At 56.0% G+C, this 20,441-nt stretch carries 21 protein-coding genes, 5 tRNA genes and 1 pseudogene; 5 read left to right on the top strand and 22 right to left on the bottom strand.

Features of this window, described 5'->3' with window-relative positions; all coding sequences use genetic code 11:
• Positions 1–8: 8 nt before the first annotated feature.
• From DW850_RS02430 to DW850_RS02370, 13 genes and pseudogenes are all read right to left on the bottom strand, one after another.
• The gene (locus tag DW850_RS02430; protein ID WP_233540592.1) at positions 9–674 is read right to left on the bottom strand and encodes an isocitrate/isopropylmalate family dehydrogenase; all 666 of its coding nucleotides are present in this window, start codon (positions 672–674) and stop codon (positions 9–11) included.
• A pseudogene (locus DW850_RS02425) lies at positions 583–1,149 on the bottom strand (hypothetical protein). Before DW850_RS02425 ends, DW850_RS02430 begins: the two are co-directional and overlap by 92 nt.
• A gap of 465 nt (positions 1,150–1,614) precedes the next feature.
• Positions 1,615–2,322 carry a 50S ribosomal protein L1 gene (gene rplA / locus DW850_RS02420; protein ID WP_117736544.1) on the bottom strand — a complete coding sequence of 236 codons (708 nt, stop codon included), beginning with the start codon at positions 2,320–2,322 and terminating at the stop codon, positions 1,615–1,617.
• A gap of 117 nt (positions 2,323–2,439) precedes the next feature.
• A complete protein-coding gene (gene rplK, locus DW850_RS02415) occupies positions 2,440–2,868 on the bottom strand; it encodes a 50S ribosomal protein L11 (protein WP_117786132.1) in 429 nt (142 codons plus the stop codon).
• Between the two features lie 120 nt (positions 2,869–2,988).
• Positions 2,989–3,525: a transcription termination/antitermination protein NusG gene (nusG, locus tag DW850_RS02410; protein WP_006234984.1), complete on the bottom strand. Its 537-nt coding sequence runs from the start codon at positions 3,523–3,525 to the stop codon at positions 2,989–2,991.
• A gap of 3 nt (positions 3,526–3,528) precedes the next feature.
• Positions 3,529–3,867, bottom strand: coding sequence for a preprotein translocase subunit SecE (secE, locus tag DW850_RS02405; RefSeq protein WP_117786131.1), 339 nt, complete (start codon positions 3,865–3,867; stop codon positions 3,529–3,531).
• 76 nt (positions 3,868–3,943) lie between these two features.
• Positions 3,944–4,019: transfer RNA gene (locus DW850_RS02400), tRNA-Trp, on the bottom strand.
• A gap of 13 nt (positions 4,020–4,032) precedes the next feature.
• Complete coding sequence (gene rpmG / locus DW850_RS02395; protein ID WP_102372646.1) at positions 4,033–4,182, bottom strand: 50S ribosomal protein L33; 150 nt, start codon at positions 4,180–4,182, stop codon at positions 4,033–4,035.
• A 279-nt stretch (positions 4,183–4,461) separates the two neighbouring features.
• Complete coding sequence (tuf, locus tag DW850_RS02390; protein ID WP_089572520.1) at positions 4,462–5,652, bottom strand: elongation factor Tu; 1,191 nt, start codon at positions 5,650–5,652, stop codon at positions 4,462–4,464.
• Between the two features lie 96 nt (positions 5,653–5,748).
• Positions 5,749–5,825: transfer RNA gene (locus tag DW850_RS02385), tRNA-Met, on the bottom strand.
• A gap of 3 nt (positions 5,826–5,828) precedes the next feature.
• Positions 5,829–5,904 (bottom strand) — tRNA-Thr (locus DW850_RS02380).
• Between the two features lie 10 nt (positions 5,905–5,914).
• Positions 5,915–5,996, bottom strand: a tRNA-Tyr gene (locus DW850_RS02375).
• Positions 5,997–6,426: 430 nt separating this feature from the next.
• Positions 6,427–7,260 (bottom strand): MurR/RpiR family transcriptional regulator, encoded by an 834-nt coding sequence (locus DW850_RS02370; RefSeq protein ID WP_158550121.1) that lies wholly within the window; start codon positions 7,258–7,260, stop codon positions 6,427–6,429.
• Between the two features lie 151 nt (positions 7,261–7,411).
• Here DW850_RS02370 and DW850_RS02365 point away from each other — a divergent pair, with 151 nt between their 5' ends.
• Together DW850_RS02365 and DW850_RS02360 are read left to right on the top strand one after the other, a co-directional pair.
• The gene (locus DW850_RS02365) at positions 7,412–8,830 is read left to right on the top strand and encodes a glycoside hydrolase family 1 protein (RefSeq protein ID WP_117765108.1); all 1,419 of its coding nucleotides are present in this window, start codon (positions 7,412–7,414) and stop codon (positions 8,828–8,830) included.
• 9 nt (positions 8,831–8,839) lie between these two features.
• A complete protein-coding gene (locus DW850_RS02360) occupies positions 8,840–10,240 on the top strand; it encodes a PTS transporter subunit EIIC (RefSeq protein ID WP_117765110.1) in 1,401 nt (466 codons plus the stop codon).
• A gap of 533 nt (positions 10,241–10,773) precedes the next feature.
• Here DW850_RS02360 and DW850_RS02355 read toward each other — a convergent pair.
• From DW850_RS02355 to disA, 7 genes are all read right to left on the bottom strand, one after another.
• Positions 10,774–10,848 (bottom strand) — tRNA-Thr (locus DW850_RS02355).
• A gap of 226 nt (positions 10,849–11,074) precedes the next feature.
• Entirely contained in the window at positions 11,075–11,752 is a 678-nt protein-coding gene (locus DW850_RS02350; protein WP_117786129.1) for an NYN domain-containing protein, read from the bottom strand.
• Between the two features lie 3 nt (positions 11,753–11,755).
• On the bottom strand, positions 11,756–12,676 hold the full coding sequence (rlmB, locus tag DW850_RS02345; RefSeq protein WP_117786128.1) for a 23S rRNA (guanosine(2251)-2'-O)-methyltransferase RlmB: 921 nt from the start codon (positions 12,674–12,676) through the stop codon (positions 11,756–11,758).
• 186 nt (positions 12,677–12,862) lie between these two features.
• Positions 12,863–14,329, bottom strand: a complete 1,467-nt coding sequence (cysS, locus tag DW850_RS02340) for a cysteine--tRNA ligase (RefSeq protein WP_117786127.1) — start codon at positions 14,327–14,329, stop codon at positions 12,863–12,865.
• A 3-nt stretch (positions 14,330–14,332) separates the two neighbouring features.
• Complete coding sequence (gene ispF / locus DW850_RS02335; protein WP_006234975.1) at positions 14,333–14,827, bottom strand: 2-C-methyl-D-erythritol 2,4-cyclodiphosphate synthase; 495 nt, start codon at positions 14,825–14,827, stop codon at positions 14,333–14,335.
• The gene (gene ispD, locus DW850_RS02330) at positions 14,817–15,545 is read right to left on the bottom strand and encodes a 2-C-methyl-D-erythritol 4-phosphate cytidylyltransferase (protein ID WP_117786126.1); all 729 of its coding nucleotides are present in this window, start codon (positions 15,543–15,545) and stop codon (positions 14,817–14,819) included. Before ispD ends, ispF begins: the two co-directional genes overlap by 11 nt.
• Positions 15,545–16,585, bottom strand: coding sequence for a DNA integrity scanning diadenylate cyclase DisA (disA, locus tag DW850_RS02325; RefSeq protein ID WP_369831362.1), 1,041 nt, complete (start codon positions 16,583–16,585; stop codon positions 15,545–15,547). Before disA ends, ispD begins: the two co-directional genes overlap by 1 nt.
• Before the next feature lie 374 nt (positions 16,586–16,959).
• On the opposite strand from disA, the gene DW850_RS02320 reads away from it, so the two are divergent.
• From DW850_RS02320 to DW850_RS02310, 3 genes are all read left to right on the top strand, one after another.
• On the top strand, positions 16,960–17,538 hold the full coding sequence (locus DW850_RS02320; protein ID WP_117736536.1) for a manganese efflux pump MntP family protein: 579 nt from the start codon (positions 16,960–16,962) through the stop codon (positions 17,536–17,538).
• A 124-nt stretch (positions 17,539–17,662) separates the two neighbouring features.
• The gene (locus DW850_RS02315) at positions 17,663–18,133 is read left to right on the top strand and encodes a helix-turn-helix domain-containing protein (protein WP_117736535.1); all 471 of its coding nucleotides are present in this window, start codon (positions 17,663–17,665) and stop codon (positions 18,131–18,133) included.
• 3 nt (positions 18,134–18,136) lie between these two features.
• Positions 18,137–18,703: a HipA N-terminal domain-containing protein gene (locus DW850_RS02310; RefSeq protein WP_233540591.1), complete on the top strand. Its 567-nt coding sequence runs from the start codon at positions 18,137–18,139 to the stop codon at positions 18,701–18,703.
• A 50-nt stretch (positions 18,704–18,753) separates the two neighbouring features.
• Here DW850_RS02310 and lnu(C) read toward each other — a convergent pair whose 3' ends face one another.
• Together lnu(C) and DW850_RS02300 are read right to left on the bottom strand one after the other, a co-directional pair.
• Positions 18,754–19,248, bottom strand: a complete 495-nt coding sequence (lnu(C), locus tag DW850_RS02305) for a lincosamide nucleotidyltransferase Lnu(C) (protein ID WP_019543803.1) — start codon at positions 19,246–19,248, stop codon at positions 18,754–18,756.
• Positions 19,249–19,271: 23 nt separating this feature from the next.
• The gene (locus DW850_RS02300) at positions 19,272–20,309 is read right to left on the bottom strand and encodes an IS1595-like element ISSag10 family transposase (RefSeq protein WP_117786125.1); all 1,038 of its coding nucleotides are present in this window, start codon (positions 20,307–20,309) and stop codon (positions 19,272–19,274) included.
• Positions 20,310–20,441: the final 132 nt, after the last annotated feature.

The raw sequence follows: 20,441 nt of genomic DNA, 5'->3' as shown, positions 1-20,441 counted from the left end.
GGCATCGCCTACAGCGCGGCGACGACCTTGTCGCCCATCGTCGTGGTGCCGAGGATCTTATCTGCCGGGGTGTTGACATCGGCGATGTCACGGGTGCGCCAGCCCTCGTCGAGCACGCGCGCCACGGCGCTCTCGATCCACGCGGCTTGCTCGCCCATGTCGAGCGCGTAGGTCAGCAGCATCGCCACCGACAAGATTTGAGCCAGCGGATTGGCCACGCCGAGCCCCGCGATGTCAGGAGCGCTGCCAGCGCTCGGCCCAAACAGCGATACGCCATCATCCAGCGAGGCAGAGGCAAGCATACCGAGCGATCCGGTAATCTGAGCCGCCTCATCGGACAGGATGTCGCCGAGCATATTCTCCGTCACCACGACGTCAAAGTCTGCCGGTCGACTGATGAGCTGCATGGCGGCGTTGTCGACGAGCAGGTCCTCAAGCTCCACGTCGGAGTACTCCTCGTCTTGCACGCGATGCACGATCTCGCGCCACACGCGGCTCGTCTCCAGCACGTTGCGCTTATCAACGCTCGTCACCTTGCCGCGACGTTTGCGCGCCGCCTCAAATGCCTGGCGCGCAATGCGCTCAATCTCGTACTCGCGATACTCCATCACGTCGACCGCACGCTGACCGGCCGCACCCGCAGCGCCCGCGCAGGTCACGGATGCGGGCGCCAAAGTCCCACGGCATGTTGTAGCCCATCGTATCGGGGATGTTCACGACCGTGGCACCGGCCTTTACGGCCGCCTCGATAATGCGCACCAGAAACTCCTGATCGGAGCGGCCGGCATCCTCGGCATAAAACTCAACATCGTCAACGAACTTGCGAGCATGTTTGACGGCATGGATCGCTCACTCAATTGCCCTTTCCTCAGTCATTTGGAGCTTGTCGCGCAGGTGACTGGTGCTCACACCCAGCCCTGTATGGATACGGGGCCTCTGGGCCGTTTTGAGCGCCTCTGCAGCCACTTCGATATCCCTGTCGACAGCGCGCGTCAGGCCGCATACCGTGCATCGGTCGCCCGCAATCTTGCCAATCTCCTGTACGGAGCGAAAGTCACCAGGACTCGAGATGGGAAAGCCCGCCTCGATAACGTCCACGTTCATGCGCACCAGCTGGCGGGCGATGAAGAGCTTTTCCTCGGTATTCATGCTGGCGCCCGGCGACTGCTCACCGTCGCACAGGGTGGCGTCAAAGATTGTGATTTTGCGGCTTATATGTTCCTCCTGATTGACCGTTTTATGACAGATGGCTTTCAGGAGAGAGAGAAGGCCTAGAGATAGAAAAATACCCGTGTCGCTCATCACGCCTGAAAGCGGCAGACGATAGCGCACCCGGGTACAACAAATCGTTATAGCGAGATTACAACCCTAGCGCGCTATCCAATCTAGTAGCGCTAGGCCTAGGAGCTGTTGCGTGTTCTTAAACATGTTGGGCTCCCTTCGGCCTCGGGTAGTACTACATCGCGCTAAAGTACAACACAAGTAAAACCACCACAAGGGTGCCTGTCCCCTTCGTGGTGGTTTCGTTGACTCAAAAGCAAGAGACCCGGTCCTGCACGAGGCAGAACCGGGTCTCTTTAGCAATGCTTGCTTTGCTCAGGCAGTAACTGTTAGTTACTCAGCCAGGAAGTCGCGCTGGATAGCGGGATCGACCTTGACGCCAGGGCCCATGGTGGAAGACACGGAGATGGACTTGACGTACTTGCCCTTAGCAGAAGAGGGCTTGACGCGCAGGATCTCGGTGTACAGGGCAGCGTAGTTCTCGACGAGCTGCTGCTCGGTGAAGGACTTCTTGCCCAGGGGCACGTGGCAGATGCCGTAGCGGTCGGCGCGGTACTCAACGCGGCCAGCCTTGAGCTCGGAGACCATCTTGGCGACGTCCATGGTCACGGTGCCGAGCTTGGGGTTCGGCATGAGGCCACGGGGACCAAGGATCTTACCGATGCGGCCAACCTTGGCCATCATGTTCGGCGTAGCGATAGCGGCGTCGAAGTTGATCTCGCCCTTCTGGATCTGGGCGACGAGCTCGTCGGAACCGATGATGTCGGCGCCGGCAGCCTCGGCCTCGCGGGCCTTCTCGCCCTCGGCGAAGACGGCAACACGAACGGTCTTGCCGGTGCCGTGGGGCAGGGAGATGGAACCACGGATGTTCTGGTCAGCCTTACGAGTATCGATGCCCAGACGGAAGTGGGCCTCGACGGTCTCGTCGAACTTGGCGGTGTCGAGCTCCTTAATGAGCTTGGCAGCCTGAAGGGGGGTGTAGAGCGTGGCGCGATCGATCTTCTCGGCAGCGGCGTTATAGCTCTTACCATGCTTAGCCATGTGCATTACCTCCTGTGGTTAAACGGGCGTGAGCCCTCCCACATCGTATCGTGTGCCCTATTGCACACATATAACGGGCGCCCCGGTCGGAGCACCCGCCATTACCTAAAGAAATCGCTACCCAGCGATGGTGACGCCCATGGAGCGGGCGGTACCGGCGATGATCTTCTTGGCGGCGTCAATGTCGTTGGCATTGAGGTCCGGCATCTTGATCTCGGCGATCTTGGTGAGCTGCTCCTGGGAGAGCTGACCGACCTTGTCGGCCTGGGGCTTAGCGGAACCAGACTTGAGGTTCAGCTCCTTCTTGATGAGGTGAGCCGCCGGCGGGGTCTTGGTGATGAAGGAGAAGGACTTATCCTCGTAGACAGAGATCTCAACGGGGATGATGTCGCCCTTCTTGTCCTGCGTCTCGGCGTTAAAGGCCTGGCAGAACTGCATGATGTTCACGCCAGCAGCGCCCAGGGCGGGGCCGACGGGAGGAGCGGGGTTAGCTGCACCAGCAGGAATCTGGAGCTTAATGACGTTGGCAACCTTCTTCTCAGCCATGGTCATTCCTTTCGAATCACGAGTGTGAAGTACTTGCTATATCGTAAGCACGCACGTGTTAGAAGCACTCCTGAGATGAGCAGTCACAGAAGAAGCACGCTCGCGCGAACGGACGCAAACTTAAGCGATGACAGCGACCTGGTTAAAGTCGAGCTCGACCGGCGTCTCGCGGCCAAAGATCATCAGCGTGACCTTGAGCTTGCCTGCCTCGGTATTAACCTCGGAGACCTTGCCATCAAAGTCGGTAAGCGGGCCATCGGTGACGCGGACGGACGTGCCGACCTGAATATCAACCGACGTACGCTTGGGCGAATCACCCTTACCGGGACGACGAGTCATCTTATTGTACTCGTCGCGGGAAAGCGGAGCGGGCTTGCCGTTGCCGCCCAGGAAACCGGTGACGCCGGGCGTGTTGCGAACACACGTCCATGCATCGTCATCCATCTCCATGCGAACCAGGACGTAGCCCGGGAAGATCTTGGAATCCTTGGTCTCGCGCTTACCACCCTCTTTAATTTCGGTGACGCGCTCCATAGGAATCTCGATATCAAAGATACGGTCCTGCATGCCCATAGTCTCGATGCGATGCTCGAGATCGGACTTAACGCGGTTCTCGTATCCAGAGTAAGTGTGAACGACGTACCAACGCTTAGACATGGTTTAGCCCCTCAATCCAGAGAACAGAGCAAGAGCCTCGCCAAAGCCAGCATCGAGCAGAGCGATGACGACGCCGACGACGATCAGAGAAGCGCAAACGACGACCGAGTAGTTCACGAGTTCCTTCTTATCGGGCCACGTGACGCGCTTCATCTCGGACTTCACCGAAGCGAAATACTTCCTGGTGCGGGCGAAGAAACCAGGCTTCTCGTTCTTCTTGGACTTCGCAGCCTTCTCGTTCTTCTTGGCAACGGCCTTCTTGGCCTCAACCTTGGAGTTGGCGGCAGCGTTGTTGGCAGGTGCCGGCTGCTGAGCCTTCTTCTTGTTCTTCTTGTTGGCCATTTGGGTTACCTCCGCGCAATGCGCTTATACATGAGTAAACCGTAAGCCCCCAATTGGGAGCTTACGGAATAATGACTGGCACGCCAGGAAGGACTCGAACCCTCAACACTCGGTTTTGGAGACCGATGCTCTACCAATTGAACTACTGGCGTATGTGACTAGAGACTAGCGAGTCTCTTTGTGCAGCGTATGGTGACGGCACCAGGGGCAATACTTCTTGATCTCCATACGATCAGGCATGTTCGCCTTGTTCTTAGTGGTCGTATAGTTGCGGCGCTTGCACTCAGTGCACGCAAGAGTAACTAGAGTACGCATGTATCCTGAACCTTTCATATCCGCCCCGTACGGGCACGAGATGGTACTTTATCAGCTCTATGTAAGTGCTGTCAATGAAAACCTCGAATCAATTGGTTCTCGGTGGATCCATTCATATTTGGAACACATCAATGGGGCCAGCGAGATCTAATCGACGGTGTACCCAGAACCATTATCGATCCTCTCGACACCAGCAACGGCTCAATATCCATTGCAGAAAAGAACCCGGCACCCACATAAGTGCCGGGTTCTCTAAGTCAGCTATATCAAAGAGCTAATTTACTCAATGATCGTGGAGACGATGCCCGAACCGACGGTGTGGCCACCCTCGCGGATAGCGAAGCGCAGGCCCTCCTCCATGGCGATCGGGTGGATGAGGTCGCCCTCGATGGTGATGTGGTCACCAGGCATAGCCATCTCGGTGCCCTCGGGGAGCTTGACCGTACCGGTAACGTCGGTGGTACGGAAGTAGAACTGAGGACGATAACCATCGAAGAACGGGGTGTGACGGCCGCCCTCCTCCTTGGTCAGAACGTAGATCTCGCCGGTGAACTTGGTGTGCGGGGTAACCGAACCGGGCTTGCAGAGAACCTGGCCGCGCTCGATGTCCTCACGCTTGATGCCACGGAGTAGCAGACCGACGTTGTCGCCAGCCTCACAGAAGTCCATGGACTTACGGAACATCTCGATACCGGTAACAACGGTGTTCTGGGTATCCTTGATGCCGACGATCTCGACGGGCTCGTTGAGCTTGAGCTCACCGCGCTCGACACGGCCGGTAGCAACGGTACCACGGCCGGAGATGGTCATAACGTCCTCAACGGCCATCAGGAACGGGAGGTCGTTGTTACGAGCAGGCGTCGGGATGTACTCGTCGACAGCGTTCATGAGCTCGCGAATGGCGTCCATCCACTTGGCGTCGCCCTCGAGAGCGCCCAGAGCGGAACCACGGATGACGGGGATGTCGTCGCCGGGGAAATCGTACTCGGAGAGGAGCTCACGGGTCTCCATCTCGACGAGGTCGATGAGCTCGTCATCGTCGACCATGTCGCACTTGTTCAGGAAGACGACGATGTAGGGAACGCCGACCTGACGGGCGAGCAGGATGTGCTCGCGGGTCTGAGCCATGGGGCCGTCGGTAGCGGCGATGACCAGGATAGCGCCGTCCATCTGAGCAGCACCGGAGATCATGTTCTTGACGTAGTCAGCGTGGCCCGGGCAGTCAACGTGAGCGTAGTGACGGGAAGCGGTCTCGTACTCGACGTGGGAGACGGAGATCGTAATGCCGCGCTCGCGCTCCTCGGGAGCCTTGTCGATGTTCTCGAACGCAGTGAAGTCAGCCTTGCAGCCCTCGGTCTCGGAGAGAACCTTGGTGATGGCAGCGGTCAGCGTGGTCTTGCCGTGGTCGACGTGACCAATGGTGCCGATGTTAACATGCGGCTTAGTGCGCTCAAACTTCTCTTTGGCCATAAAGCCCTCCTCTAAACAGGTCGTCCCCGGACGGGACTTTGCCTTTATACCATAGTGGCCTCTCAACATACTATTGAGAAGCCACCGTGTTACCTATGGTAGCGGTGACTGGATTCGAACCAGTGACGCCACGGGTATGAACCGTGTGCTCTAACCAACTGAGCTACACCGCCGGATGGAGCCTGCAACCAGACTTGAACTGGTGACCTCTTCGTTACCAACGAAGTGCTCTACCGACTGAGCTATACAGGCACTTGACGGGTGGGAGCTATAGGATTCGAACCTATGTAGGCAGAGCCAACGGGTTTACAGCCCGTCCCCATTAACCACTCGGGCAAACTCCCAATCGTTCAAGTATCCGCAGGTTCTTTGGTCTTTTGGACCGCCGCCCCCGCGAACGAAAAAGATAATACGATGCAACCTTGGGGGCTGTCAACGAAAACCTCTAGATACACGGTCCCGGGCGTATCTATATACCTTTGACCTGCGGTTTTGTTGAGTTTAGATATGATGGACAGTGGATTTGGCCGCGCTGGTGACATTTCCCGAGGGAACACTTTGGCACGGTGGAGTGAGCCTGCAGAACATCCCTTCGATAACAACTCATTTGTACCTATATATAGGTTGAGATCGGGCTTCCTTGGCAAATTCGAGCGTGGATATTCTCCCGTTTGAAATCGAGCGTGGACAATCTCCCCCTTTTGGCGTGCCACTGGGCCCAAAGTGGAAGATTATCCACGCTCATTCTCCAGGCGGGAGAACTATAGAGCCGAACTACTCGGGCCAGGCCAAAGTAGACCCATAGAGCGGCTCCCCCTTGGTGCAGGGGTAGCGACTCAAGTAACACGACGATAGCAAGTCGAAGAAATAAGTCATGGCATATTTCGAATAAACGCCGAGTCGGTCAATTCCGTTTCCCGCATTACCAAGACGATATACACGGTCAAAAGACCTCGATTTGTCATCGTTGCTAAACGCAGTAATTAGAATCTTCCTGCCCGAACGGCAATCAAGATACTCACGTGCCTGTGACGCAAATAGCCCGGAGACCGATACGAGAATTATCAATGACTGCGAAACGTCTCCCATGTTTTTCAATTCCGCGACGTTAGCCCCAGCAACTATGCGAACTATCTTGCCCGCATAAAACATTTCCTGCTGAAATCGTACGAGATTGGCGCTCACATTATTGGTGCACCAGATTTCAACGTTTTTATGGCCATCAATTTCGTCGGCAAGGTGCTTAATAGCGATATCGGACACGCCGCTTTCAACCTCAGCGAACATCTCGATCATGCGAACGTCGAGCTCTGCCCTGTACTCCTCGTAGCCAAATTCCTCCTCTCGATGGCTTAAGTCGCTTGGAAAGACTGATTGAGTAAATGATTCTTTCAAATCGCTAAGAGACTGGTAGCCCAATCGATTGCAGAAACGACGAACAGCGGAACGGGTCACGAATGCATCGCGGGTTATTGCGGCAACATTGATTTCGCTCGAACGCCTAATGTGAGCGATGAGATATCGAGCGATGGCGGCATCGTTTGACCCAAACTCGCTGTTGATGATTGAGCTAATGCGATTGAGCACATCGAAGTCATTGATATTCACGTGATCCCTCTTTCCGCTCTCCTCGATATTATGGTTCATTTATTGAATCAAACAGCTTTGGTCGTTCTCCTATGATTCAAATCAGTTGACGTCATCTTAATCGTAATTCCGTCACACGTATCCACCGTGTTGAATGATGGAAAGGGGATTCATGGGCAACGTGAACAACATGCCGTTTCTCTGGGGTTCCGCCACGGCGTCTTATCAGTGCGAGGGTGCCTGGAACGAAGACGGCAAAGGCCTCGGCGAGTGGGATTTCTTTAACCACACAAGCAATAAGAACATCAACCATGTTGACGGTGATGTATCTTGCGACTTCTACCATCGCTATGAAGAAGATATCCGCATGATGAAAGAAGGCGGACAAAACACCTATCGCTTCTCTCTTTCATGGAGTCGAATCATCCCCACGGGTATCGGCGAAGTGAATGAAGAGGGTATCGATTTTTATAATCGAGTCATTGATTGCTGCCTCGAAAATGGCATAGAGCCCAACGTTACGCTGTTCCATTACGATCTGCCATTCACGCTTGCTTGCAAAGGCGGATGGCTGAACAACGACATGGCAGAGTGGTTCTGCAAATACGCCAAGATTTGCTTTGAGCGCTTTGGAGACCGCGTCAAAATCTGGGCTACCGTTAACGAGCCGCATTTCTACAGCTACTGCGTAAACATGTTGGGCAACTATCCCCCCAATCGATCGCTCGACGTTCAGTCGTACATGCAGTTTCAATACAACCTGATGCGCGCAAGCGCACTCGCAGTCCGAGCATATCGTCAAATGGGCTACGACGGCATCATCGGCGCCGTCCACGATGGCGGCGTTGTCGAACTCGACCCGGCAACCGAGCACCCTGATGACGTATTTCGATACGCAGACTTTTTCGCCAATCGCATGATTCTGGCACCAGCGCTTCAGGGTCAACTGCCGCCAGAAATGGACGAAATCCTTGAAAAACTTGGCGTCTCGCTCTATCGATCCCCAAATGACGTAGAAGAATTCAGAGACGGTAAAGTCGATTTTATTGGACTCAACGTGTATTGCCGAGAGTATGTAACCGACTGGCACGGTGGAGAGCTTGCCGTTTCGGCGAACAATAAGGGCGGTTCGAGCAAAAAAGTCGAAGGAAAATGCATTGCGCCCTTGTTTGAAAGCGCCCGCGACAGCAATGTTCCCCGCAATAAATGGGGCCGCGAAATACTCCCAAGTTGCATGTATTCAACCATCATGGATGTCCACGAGCGCTATGACGCGCCCCGCATCTTTATTACGGAAAACGGACATGGCGCCTATGAGCAACCAGACGCAGACGGAATGATCCACGATGATGACCGCATCGAGCTTCTGGGCCAGTTCATCGAGCACATGATGAGGGCTAAGCGCGACGGCGCGCGCGTTGAGGGCTACTACCTCTGGTCGACGATGGATCTGTATAGCTGGATCAACGGCTACGAAAAACGATACGGACTTGTCCATATCGACTTCGAGAACAATTTAGAGCGCACCCCCAAAAAGAGCTGGTATTGGTACCGAGACCTTATCTCGAAATATCAGGAGCAGGAAGGCTAGGAGAAAGAGATGAAATATCAGGCAATGTCCGAAACAGTCCTAAAGGCTGTTGGCGGCAAAGAGAACATTACATCGGTAACTCATTGTGCGACGCGCCTTCGCATCGACGCACGAGACACCTCGATCATCGATCTCCAGCTCGCCAAATCGGCCGATCAGGCGCTCGGGGCAGTAGTCAGCGGTGGCCAGCTTCAGGTGATCATCGGCCCCAACGTCACCGAGGCTTACAACGACTTCCTCGACTTCGCGGGAATCGAAGTCGGCGGCGGCGCGGTTGCCGACGATGCCCAAACCGCCAAGGATCTTGCAGAGGGTATCAAAAGCGGCAACACTGCCATGAGCCTGGTTGAGAAATTCGGAAATGTCTCCGCACAGGTATTCATGCCCATCGTCCCGGCGCTCATCGTAGGCGGACTCATTCTTTCGATTAAGAATCTCCTGGTCAATTATTGTGGATTGAGCACCGATAGCGGAACTGCTCAGGTTCTGCTGGCGATCTTCAGCGCCTCATTTAGCTTCCTGCCCGTTTACCTAGGCTACCAGCTCGCCGCTGTCATGAAGATGCAGCCTATCATGGGCGCGCTGCTGGGCGCAATCATGATTAGCTCGTCTATTAGCGGTGCTGAGGGTCTCGACTTTCTTGGCATCCCCATCCCGACGAATGACTACTCGAGCACGGTGGTGCCAATCGTACTGGGCGTTGTGTTCATGTACTTTGTTGATCGCGGTCTTCAGAAAATCATCCCGGACGTTACCAAACTGTTCTTGAAGCCGCTACTCACCATGTTTATCGTCGTGCCTGTTGAGCTGATTATCCTCGGCCCCGCCGGCAGCATGATGGGCTACGCGCTGAGTGATGCCGTCACGTGGCTCATGGATAACGTGGCATTTATCGCTACTCCAATCCTTGCAGCCCTTAACCCCTATTTTGTCATGCTCGGTCTTGATAAGGCCTACATCGCAATCGAAGTTACGAGCTTGGCGCAGCTCGGCTGGGCGCCCATCATCTTTGGCTTCATCTCAAACCTCTGCATTGGCGGCACGAGTCTCGCCTTGGCAACTGCAATGAAAGGCAACAAGGAGAAGAGGGGTATGGTCACCACGGTTGCCGTCACCGCACTCTGCGGCGTAACTGAGCCCGCGTTCTACGGCTGTCTCATCGAGCGTCCCCGCCTGCTTGTCGGCACGGCAATCGGCGCCCTCTGCGCGGGACTCCCCGCAGGTATCTTCGTCCTGAAGGAGTATGTTGCGGGAGCATGCCCCGGCCTTCTTTCGGCGCTGATTTTTATCGCTCCCGATGGATCCATGGGCAACTTCGTACTGGCGTGCGTTGTCGCCGTCATCGCCATCGTCGTCTCGTTCATCGCTGCACGCGTGATCATCAAGAAGAACCCCAACTATATTGAGTAAATGCCCGCTGTTTGCATTGGGGACATCCTCGGCAGACCATTAGCAAGAACCCAAGAAGTCCCTTAGGAGCTCGATTAATCCATTCGGATTCCTGAGGCACAAACGACCCCGATTCCACAATGAAATCGGGGTCGTTGTTTCTAAAGCCGTCGATAGACAATCGGTGTTTACCTTAGCTCCCTATCCAAGTTAATTATCCACGCTCGTTCTCCGGTCGGGAGATTTTCTTCGCTCGCGTATCCAGAAATCCACGCTCGAGCAGGACATCCAGATCCGCGCTCGCCCTTGTCTCGATCTGTAACAGCAAGAGGCCTATTCCGCTTCTAGATGTTACAGATCAAGATATTCCTAAAACACCCTAAGTTTCATCTCAATCTGTAACAGTTAGATGCCGAATATCGGTCTTGGTGTTACAGATTTAGACAAACTGGAGGACGAGACAAACCAAAAACGGGATGGGCGCTAACCCGATGGCGCACCACCTAAATAGAAACGGGCTCTGTCCCATATAGAGACAGAGCCCGAAACTCTCATGGAGCCAGTGACAGGAATCGAACCCGCAACCCACTGATTACAAATCAGTTGCGCTACCGTTGCGCCACACTGGCACACTTGGCGCTTTCGCGCGAAGCCTGTTTAGGATAAAGGAATTGAGGACGGGGCGCAACAGGCCCTTCGACCGACCACATCTCAAAAACCGTTCGTCAGAACGAACAGTTTTATCTGTTCGTCAAAACATAAACCTATTCGTTTTGACAGCTGCAAACCCGCAACCCACTGATTACAAATCAGCGGGTAGACCAATCTAGGAAACGGCTCTCTGCCGCAACTCCCCTACCGTCCGCGCAGGGCCTTGAGCTTGGCCAGCGCCTCGGGGCTCAGGCGACTGCCCAGAGTCATCTTGATCTGCGGAGCTTCCTCTGCCTCGTGAACGTCGTTATCGATCTGCTTGATCTCGTCCACCAGCATGCGGCTCGAGATGCGCGTGACGCCCTTGCCCATGACGACGGCCTGGATCGTGCCGTCGCTCGACACCACGGAACACGCGCGGCCTTCCTCGCGCGCCTCGATGCAAAGCTTCTGCACCACGGTATCGGCGGAGACGCCCGTCGGCGAAAACTCGATACGCACGCCACGGGCCGGCAGGTTGGGGCGCTCGTTGGAGATATTGCCCGCGCCGTCGAACACGATCACGGCCTCGTAGCGGCCCTGGGCAAACGCCGCAACATCGTTGATGAGCGCGGTGCGTGCCATATCGTGGACGTCGCTGGAATACGGATCGTCGGAATGGTCGTAGACGAGCTTTTCGTAGCGCGGCGTGCAGTGAATCACGTTGTAGCCGTCGACCACCAGCAGCTCGGGCTTATTGGAGTGCACCGTCGAGACCGGATCGGCGATGGCCTGCGCAAACGCATTGCCGCCCACGCCATAGGTCGCGGCCGAAACAATCGGCTTGGCCGAGCCCTCGCCAAAGCGCTTGGCCTTGGACTTGGCACGGTTCTTCTTGGACATGGGCTACTCCTCCCCCATGAGCTCGCCGGCATTGCGGCGCAGCCACTCAAAGCACAGCGCGGTGGTCGCCTGGGCCACATTGAGACTCTCGGTCATGCCGCGCTGGGGAAGCTTGGTCAAAAAGTCGCATTTCTCGAGCACCAGGCGCGAGATGCCGTCGCCCTCGGAGCCCATGACGAGCGCCACGCGACCCTCGAAGGGAGCATCCCAGCAACTGCCCTCGGCGTGCTCGGAGGCACCGCCCACCCAAAAGCCGGCGGCCTTGAGGTCGTCGAGCGCACGGGCGATATTGGGAACCTGTGCGATAGGCAGATGCATGACGGCGCCGGCTGAAGTCTTGTAGCTGCCCACGGTCACGCCGGCGGCACGCTTATTGGCAATGACGGCGCCGGCCGCGCCCACGACCTCGGCAGAGCGCACGATCGCACCAAAGTTGCCATCGTCGGTCACATGGTCGAGCACGACGACGAGCGCCGGACCGTCGCCCGCACGGTCGAGGATATCGGCAACATCGGCATAGGGGAAGTTACCAACCTCGAGCGCAATGCCCTGGTGAGCGCCATGGCTCGACAGTGCGTCGAGCTGCGCGCGCGGCACATACTTCATGCGGACACCCGCGGCGTTGAGGTCGTCGACCAGGCGCGACAAGGCGGCATCGCGCTCCCCGCCCTCGGCGATGAGCGCACACTTGATGGGAAAACCGGTACGCAGCGCCTCGGCGGCAGCACGGCGACCTTCGATAAACTCGCCCTTGGGAGCCTGGACAGCGTCGCGGTTGCGATCTCGCTGCGGACGCGCAGCCTGGGCTTGGGAGCGCTCGCGCCGGCCCTTGGGAGCGGCAGCGCGGTCGTTGCGGCGAATCGGACGCGAGCCAGAAGCGGCCTGTTTGCCGCCACGCAGCGCACGCTTACGATTGTCGGCCATAAAGCAGCCTCCTTTAAAAAAATTTCAAACAAGACAAAAGAAGCGACCGCTTAAGACGAATAGCCCAAGCGGTCGGTACGGGTTTTCCAAGTGCCCGAGATTGCCGTGAAAGAGGAGAGACGCGTACTTGAGTACGCGAGCGACGGTTTGAACGGCAAGGTCGGGTGCTTGGGAAACCCGCGGGGATTAGATGGATTTGATACGGGTGCCGGCGGCCGTATCCTCGATGGTGAGGCCCAAGTCCTTGAGCTGGTCGCGGATGGCGTCGGCCAGATCCCAGTTCTTGGCGGCGCGGGCCTCGGCGCGGGCCTCGAGAATCTTGGCAGCGGCCTCGTCCACGTCGTCGCCCGTGTAGGCGACCAGGCCGGCGGCAACGCCTAGCAGGCCCAACGGCAGCTCGACCTTGGGCTCGGGAAGCTCAACGCCAAACGTATCGAGCAGCTCGGCCAGCGTGTCGGCGGCGGCAAGCGCGGCGGCCTTGTCGGCAGCGTCGCCCGCCTGCTCCAGGTACTGGTTGCACTCGGTCACAAAGCCAAAGACGGCACCCATGGCACCGGCGGTGTTAAAGTCGTCGTCCATGCACTCCTTAAAGGCGGCACGAGTCTCAGCGGCCTTGGCGGCAAACGCCTCGGATGCTGCCTCATCGGCATCGGTCGTCGCATGGTTCGCGGCCCAGCGCAGGTTCTCGACCGTACCGGCGATACGCGTGAGCGAGTTCTCGGCACCCTCTAGGCGCTCCCAAGAAAAGTCGAGCGGCGAGCGATAGCTCGTCTGCAGCATCAGCAGGCGCAGGGCGGCAGCGGAGTGCTGCTCGAGCACCTCGGCCAGCGTAAAGAAGTTGCCGAGCGACTTGGACATCTTCTCGCCGTCTACCAGCAGCATGCCCGTGTGCATCCAGGTGTTGGAGAAGCCCTGGTGCCAGGCGCAGGTGGCCTGGGCGCACTCGTTCTCGTGATGCGGGAAGGCAAGGTCGGAGCCGCCGCCATGAATGTCGATCGGGGTGCCCAGGTAGCGGTGCACCATGGCGGCGCACTCGGTGTGCCAACCGGGACGGCCCTCGCCCCAGGGGCTCGGCCAGCTGGGCTCGCCGGGCTTGGCGGCCTTCCACAGGGCAAAGTCGAGCGGATCGTTCTTGTCCTCGTTCTCCTCGATGCGCGCGCCAACCATAAGGTCATCGATGTTGCGGCCCGAGACCTGACCATAGTTGGGATCGCTGCGCACGGCAAAGTACACGTCGCCGTTATCGGCTGCGTAAGCGTGGCCCTGCTCGATGAGCGTCTTGATCATAGCGATCATGGGGCCGATCTCCTTGGTGGCGCGGGGGCGCACATCGGGATCGAGCACGTTGGCGGCGCGCATGACGCCGATGAACTTGTCGGAGAACTCCGTCGCGACCTCGGCGGCAGTGCGGCCCTGCTCGTTGGCGCGTTTGATGATCTTGTCATCGACATCGGTGAGGTTCTGGGCGAACGTGACCTCGTAGCCGCTCGCGATGAGCCAGCGACGAATCACGTCAAAGCTGATGAACGTGCGGGCATTGCCGATGTGGATGTTGTCGTAGACCGTGGGGCCGCACACGTACATGCGAACCTTCCCGGACTCGATGGGCTGAAACTCTTCCTTTTTATGGGTAGCGCTGTTGTAGATACGCATTCGTTACTCCTTAACGGTTTTCTGTAGCAGGCAGACGGCCCAGGCGCCAATTCCCTCGCCTTGGCCTTCCCAACCGAGCTTTTCGGTCGTGGTGGCGGCGACGCCCACGTTTTCCACGTCGACGCCCAGGGCATGGGCAAGGTTGGCGCGCATGGCATCGCGGTGCGGGGTGATCTTAGGCTGCTGACAGGCAATGGTGCAGTCGGCATCAACAAACTCAAAGCCCAGCTCGCGCGCATAGTCCATCACGCGGGCGAGCAGCACCATCGAATCGGCACCCTCGTAGGCGGGATCGGTGTCGGGGAATAGCTTGCCGATATCTCCCCCGCGGCAGGCGCCCAGAATGGCGTCGGCCAAGGCGTGCGCGAGCACATCGGCATCCGAGTGGCCCAGCAGGCCGCGCTCGTAGGGAATGTCGACACCGCCGATGATACATCGACGCCCCTCCACCAGACGGTGAACGTCGTAGCCATGGCCAATGCGCAGGTTACTGAACATGGGGAAGGTCCTCTCCCTCGGCCATGCGGCCAAGCAGAATCGCGGTTACGGGACGCAGGTCCTCGGGTACCGTCACCTTAAGGTTATCGCGCGGGCTCTGGACGCAGCGGACGCGCCCACCCATGCGCTCGACCAGTGACGAATCGTCCGTGCCGATAAAGCCCTCGGCAATCGCCGCGGCATGGGCGCGCTTCATGGCGTCGACGCTAAAGATCTGCGGCGTCTGCGCGGCCCAATAGAGCTCGCGCGGCGGCGTCTCGACGATGTTGTCGCCATCGACGATCTTGAGCGTATCGATCGCGGGCTGACCGCACACGACACCGTCGAGCGAGCGGTCACCCACAAGCACGTCAATCGCATGATCGATGGCCTCGGTCGTGATAAGCGGACGGGCGCCGTCGTGGATGGCGACATATTCGAAACCCGTCGGTACCGCATGCATGCCGGCACGGGTGGAATCCTGACGGGTATCGCCGGCATCGGCGAAGCTGATGGGCGTGTCATAGTCAAACGGATCGATGGCCAGGCGGCGCATCTCGGCGCGGCGCTCGGCAGGACACACCACCACGATGTGGCCGACCTTGTCGCTCCGATCGAACGCGCGGATAGACCAGCTCATGAGCGGACGGCCCGCCACGTTAACGAGCTGCTTGCCGCCGGGATTTCCAAAGCGCTGGCCGCTGCCGCCGGCAACGACCACGGCGCATACGGGCGCCATTATGCGTTCCCCTGTTTGGTGCCCTTCATGCGGTACAGCGAGTCCGCAAGAATGGCAGGGTTGTTGACGCCAAAGTCGCCTAGGCGCTCCGGATCCTCGCTGATGTCGTCCATGAGCTCCTGCAACGAGCCATACTCGTCGACGATCTTCTCGGCCACGCCGTCGCGCACGACGGACACGCGCGAAAGCGTGCGCAGGCCCAGCGGCGTCATGACGGAGTCCTCGTCCAGGTCGTCGTAACCCAGAACCGCCGCCACATGCTGTGGGTCGGACAGGTCCTTAGGTGTCATACGGCTCAGGTTGGCGCGAATCTTCTCGGCATTAGCCTCGGAAGAATCACTTGCGTAGTCGCGGATCATCAGGTCGTATTCGGTATCCATGCTGGAGCCCGCGAGCTGCTCGAGCTGCATCTGCACGAGCTTGCCCTGGTTGCCCAGCTTGACGATGCAATCCTTAAGCTCAGTCTTTGCCTGCTGCATGATCTCGAAACTCGAGAAAATGCCGGTGATGTCGGCGAGCGTAACGTAGTCGTCGAGCTCGAGGGCCGTCAGGCGCAGCAGGGAGCGGTCGAGCGACTGACGGGTAGTCTGGAGCGTGGCGACGAGCTGGTTGACCGAGCTCATGATGGTGGTGACGGGCTGGATCTCGTAGCTCTTGCCGTGAACGTACACGTTGACGACGGCACGACGGGCCGAGACCGAGATCACGATGGCATCCGTGAGCACCGACATGCGGGCGGCGGTGCGGTGACGCATGCCCGTCTCACTCGTGGCGAGCGAGGGATCGGGATTGAGGTGGAAGTTGGCGCGCAGGATCTGGGTGAGGTCGCCATCGATGACGATGGCGCCGTCCATCTTGGAAAGCTCGAACAGGCGGTTCGAGGTAAACGAAATGTTGAGCGGGAAGCCGTCGTTACCGGCAGCGAGCACGTTTTCGGTGTCGCCGACGCAGATAAGGGCGCCCAGGTGACCAGCAATGATCATGTCGAGGGCGGTGCGGATCGGCTGGCCAGGTGCCGTCAGGCGGATGGCCTGTTCCATACGCTTTTGCAGCTCGTTCTTATCCAAGGCATCGCTCCCATCGTATACGCTCCATAAACGTCAATAAGTTTCTCACGGTTTGCCTCTGTGACGCCCGCAAAATCCGATGCTTACAGAATGAGCGAACACAGCTGAGAGCCCCAATCCAAATGAGCTGCTTATGTGGTAGCATCGGGATTCGCATAAATGAGGGAGTAGTCGCGTGATCGGGTTCGCCTCCGGTGGCGCGGCAAGTCAACACACTGGCCGATGCGGCCTGGCTTGCCTTAATGAACGAGACTCGTGGCTGTGCGCGCAACGCGTACGCCACGGGTCTTTTTTGTTACTCCCCCAAGAGGTACACGCGGGCCCGCCCGCAGAGAGGGAGCCAGACTATGGGACTCGCAGAGCTCGTGTTGCTCGCCGTTGGCCTTTCGATGGACGCCTTTGCCGTTTCCATCTGCAAGGGCCTCGGCATGAAGAAGATCAACTTTAAAGTCGCCGTGGTGCTCGGCCTGTTCTTTGGCGGCTTTCAGGCCGGCATGCCCGTAATCGGATGGGCGCTCGGCAGTCAATTCATGGGCATCATCGGACCCATCGACCATTGGATCGCCTTTATCCTTTTGGCCTTCATCGGCGGCAAAATGCTGTGGGAAGCCTTTACCGAAGACGAGGATGAAGGCGACGGCAAGAATGCCGAAAAGATTGACCTAGGCGAGTACCTGATCCTCGCCATCGCCACCTCAATCGACGCCCTAGCCGTGGGCATCTCATTTGCCGCGCTCTCGGTTGACATCGTTCCCGCTGTATCGCTTATCGGCGTCACAACGTTTATCTTCTCCGTCGCCGGCGTAGCAATCGGCCACACCTTTGGCGCGCGCTACGAAAAACCTGCCACCATCGTGGGCGGCATCGTGCTCATCCTCATCGGACTTAAGATCTTGCTTGAGCATCTGGGGATTCTCGCAATATAAAAAACGCCTCTCATAAGCTCAACGTCAATGTAGAGGTCTCATGCAGAGTTTTGCATAATGCCTTTTCGTGCAGACTTTTGCATGTCATACTGATATGCAAAAGTCTGCACATTAGGAGATCGCCATGGATACCCTTCCCATCACCACACCGCGCCAAGCTGGCATCTACGTGCGTCAGGCACGCAAGGCTCAGGGTCTCGCCCGTGCCGCCCTCGCCAAAAAGGCCGGTGTTTCGGAGCGCCTGCTCGCATCGCTCGAGCTAGGAGACGCCACTGGCATTCGACTCGACAAGCTGCTGACGATTTTCAATGCTCTTGGACTGGCACTCGCCGCTCAAGGGGATATCGGCGAAGCAAAAAATGAGCGACCAGTCGACGCTCCGCATGCCAATCCGCTGCCTCGCAGCATTCCCAGGCGCCATCACACTCAACGTCCCCATCATCGCAACAGTCGTAGTACCGCCATTCCGGCTCTTGCAGATGCCCCCTTTACATCCGCACTTTACGACGAGATCTTCGCCGATTTCGTCATGTCCAATCTCGGAGTCTCGATTGCCGCAAACGCATCTAACCAAACCAAGCCCGAAGGGAAATAGCCAATGGCCAGAACATCACTTCGGACCATTATTTGCGGCGTACCTGCGGGAACGCTCACGCAAGATGAGAACGGTCTTATCAGCTTTACCTACGATCATGACTATGACGGGCCAGCCCTATCGACCAACATACCCGTATCGAATCGCACATACGGACAACAGGTCATGAATCCGTACCTGTTTGGCCTTCTACCCGACAGCGATGACCAGCGAAAAGCGATTGCCGCCGAATTCGACGTTAGGCCCAACAATCCCGTTGCGTTGCTCAGCCATATCGGACTCGACTGTCCGGGCGGAGTGCAGTTTTATGCCGAAGAAGATGCCGACGCCGTCCTGCATCGCGCTGGCGATTACCGCCCTATAGACGACCACGAAATTGCTCTCCGCCTCAAGTCGATCAGAGATGACCGCGATGCATCGTGGATGGGTCTAGATGAAAGTTGGTCACTTGGAGGCAACCAGGGCAAGTTCGCGCTCGCGTTCATTAACGGCCGCTGGTGCGAATGCATGGGCTCCTCGCCCACGACGCATATTTTCAAGGCTATGTCACAACAAACAGTTGATAAATAGCCATTTTTATAGGGGAGTATCAGAACTCCCCTACAAACTGTTATTTGCAGTTATCTATACTCATTTGGAATTTCGATATGAAGTGTCTCACACAATAACTTCACATCATGTGCATCATTTTCATCAAACTCGTATCCCAGATGGAACATTACTTGACTATATGGTTCAATACAGGAAACCTCTATTTCCTCAATTCTTCCTTTACCCGAAAAAGTTTCTACCGGAAAACAATCCCCATCATAAAGAATTTCACCTTCGTCCGTATATTCAAAACAATGCAAATCAATAATTCTGTTTTTCAAATCTTCCCATACAGTATGGTTCAATGTTGTATATTCCATCTTAATCTCATAAAAGCCATTAGCTTTCATTATTTCTATAAAGTTCTGATAATCGTTCTTTTCTACAAAAATGTCAATATCATTATGGGCTCTTGACTGATATCCAAGAAGAGCATCTACACCCCAGCCACCATCAAGAAAGACTTTAATCTCCGCATCTATTGCAAATTGAAGAATCTGTTTTACATCTGTTATATTGACCATCTTATCATCTCCACAAATTCTAATTAGGCGACCAGAGGAACTGCTGGTCTGTTTGATAAATCTCTGCATTTAGCAGTTTTCAATGTTGCCAAAACGAAAGTTAAGAAGATGTTCCTTTTCTCCATGTCGCTTTCTTTGGCGTAATTTACAAGGTTATTCCACACAAGATAGTTGTTCAGATACTTGGTAGAAACACCGTTAAAGCCACGCATAAACCTCTTTAGCTGGCTATGGTAGCTATTGATATGTTGGATATTATAAATGCCTTTCTTGGCTTTGCCAGTCTTTAACTGCACAAGGTCAATGCCATTGGCATTTGTAAATCTCACATAGGAGTTCATCTTGTCCGTAACAAGAGTGGAATTGGTCTTAGTCCTACCATCATAAATATGATGTAAATCTCTTGTAGAAACTCTACCAGTATTCGTAATCTTGGAGATAGACAAGCCATTCCTATTAACCGCACAAGGAACACATACCTTTTCTTGGGACAAGCCTCTGATATGTGTAGAATGACCACGCTTATGAGCCTTGCGTGGCATAGCAAATGTCTTACTCTTGCTATGATTGCCCTTGTACGAGATGGCGAAAAAAGTTTCGTCAGCCTCAATAATGCCGTCAAGGGTAACATCGTCTGCCATATTCTGAAGTGCATCCAAAATCTTGTGTCTCCAAAGGAATGCGGTGTTTCTGTGAATCCCACAAGCAACAGCAGTCTTACGAATGGATAAGCCATTCATCATACAATCAATGTACTGCTCCCACACGGACAAGTCTTTTCTTGTACCAGACACAATGGAGTTCGTAGCAATCACGAAGGACTTGCCACAATCCTTACATACATATCGCTGTGTGCCATCTTTACGATGACCATTGCGAACCACATGGATACAGCCACAAAGAGGGCATACACGACCATTTGCAAAGCGTTCCTTTGCTACGAAATCTTCAATATTCAAAGACTTTACAAAGGCAGGACTTAAAAGCATTGTTTTAAGGCTTTCCTGCTCTGCGACAGTCAACTTACCGATAATATCTAATGCGTCTTTGATAGTAGGCATATCCAATTACCTCCTTCGGTGGTACTGTTTCTTACTATTATTATACGCTATTTCTCGTCAAAATCAACCATTTGTTGTGACAGAGCCATTTTCAAAAATGGCGTCCTTGATTCTCATCTTCATTGCAACAGA

It is taken from the genome of Collinsella sp. AM36-4AA (assembly GCF_003467795.1).
Taxonomy (GTDB): Bacteria; Actinomycetota; Coriobacteriia; order Coriobacteriales; family Coriobacteriaceae; genus Collinsella.
This window is presented reverse-complemented; position numbering and strand designations above follow the sequence as displayed.

Coding starts and splice junctions, on each gene's coding strand:
- rplA (WP_117736544.1), bottom strand. CDS start 2,322: ATGGCTAAGCATGGTAAGAGCTATAACGCCGCTGCCGAGAAGATCGAT.
- rplK (WP_117786132.1), bottom strand. CDS start 2,868: ATGGCTGAGAAGAAGGTTGCCAACGTCATTAAGCTCCAGATTCCTGCT.
- nusG (WP_006234984.1), bottom strand. CDS start 3,525: ATGTCTAAGCGTTGGTACGTCGTTCACACTTACTCTGGATACGAGAAC.
- secE (WP_117786131.1), bottom strand. CDS start 3,867: ATGGCCAACAAGAAGAACAAGAAGAAGGCTCAGCAGCCGGCACCTGCC.
- rpmG (WP_102372646.1), bottom strand. CDS start 4,182: ATGCGTACTCTAGTTACTCTTGCGTGCACTGAGTGCAAGCGCCGCAAC.
- tuf (WP_089572520.1), bottom strand. CDS start 5,652: ATGGCCAAAGAGAAGTTTGAGCGCACTAAGCCGCATGTTAACATCGGC.
- DW850_RS02365 (WP_117765108.1), top strand. CDS start 7,412: ATGGGCAACGTGAACAACATGCCGTTTCTCTGGGGTTCCGCCACGGCG.
- DW850_RS02360 (WP_117765110.1), top strand. CDS start 8,840: ATGAAATATCAGGCAATGTCCGAAACAGTCCTAAAGGCTGTTGGCGGC.
- DW850_RS02350 (WP_117786129.1), bottom strand. CDS start 11,752: ATGTCCAAGAAGAACCGTGCCAAGTCCAAGGCCAAGCGCTTTGGCGAG.
- rlmB (WP_117786128.1), bottom strand. CDS start 12,676: ATGGCCGACAATCGTAAGCGTGCGCTGCGTGGCGGCAAACAGGCCGCT.
- cysS (WP_117786127.1), bottom strand. CDS start 14,329: ATGCGTATCTACAACAGCGCTACCCATAAAAAGGAAGAGTTTCAGCCC.
- ispF (WP_006234975.1), bottom strand. CDS start 14,827: ATGTTCAGTAACCTGCGCATTGGCCATGGCTACGACGTTCACCGTCTG.
- ispD (WP_117786126.1), bottom strand. CDS start 15,545: ATGGCGCCCGTATGCGCCGTGGTCGTTGCCGGCGGCAGCGGCCAGCGC.
- disA (WP_369831362.1), bottom strand. CDS start 16,585: ATGGAACAGGCCATCCGCCTGACGGCACCTGGCCAGCCGATCCGCACC.
- DW850_RS02320 (WP_117736536.1), top strand. CDS start 16,960: ATGGGACTCGCAGAGCTCGTGTTGCTCGCCGTTGGCCTTTCGATGGAC.
- DW850_RS02315 (WP_117736535.1), top strand. CDS start 17,663: ATGGATACCCTTCCCATCACCACACCGCGCCAAGCTGGCATCTACGTG.
- DW850_RS02310 (WP_233540591.1), top strand. CDS start 18,137: ATGGCCAGAACATCACTTCGGACCATTATTTGCGGCGTACCTGCGGGA.
- DW850_RS02300 (WP_117786125.1), bottom strand. CDS start 20,309: ATGCCTACTATCAAAGACGCATTAGATATTATCGGTAAGTTGACTGTC.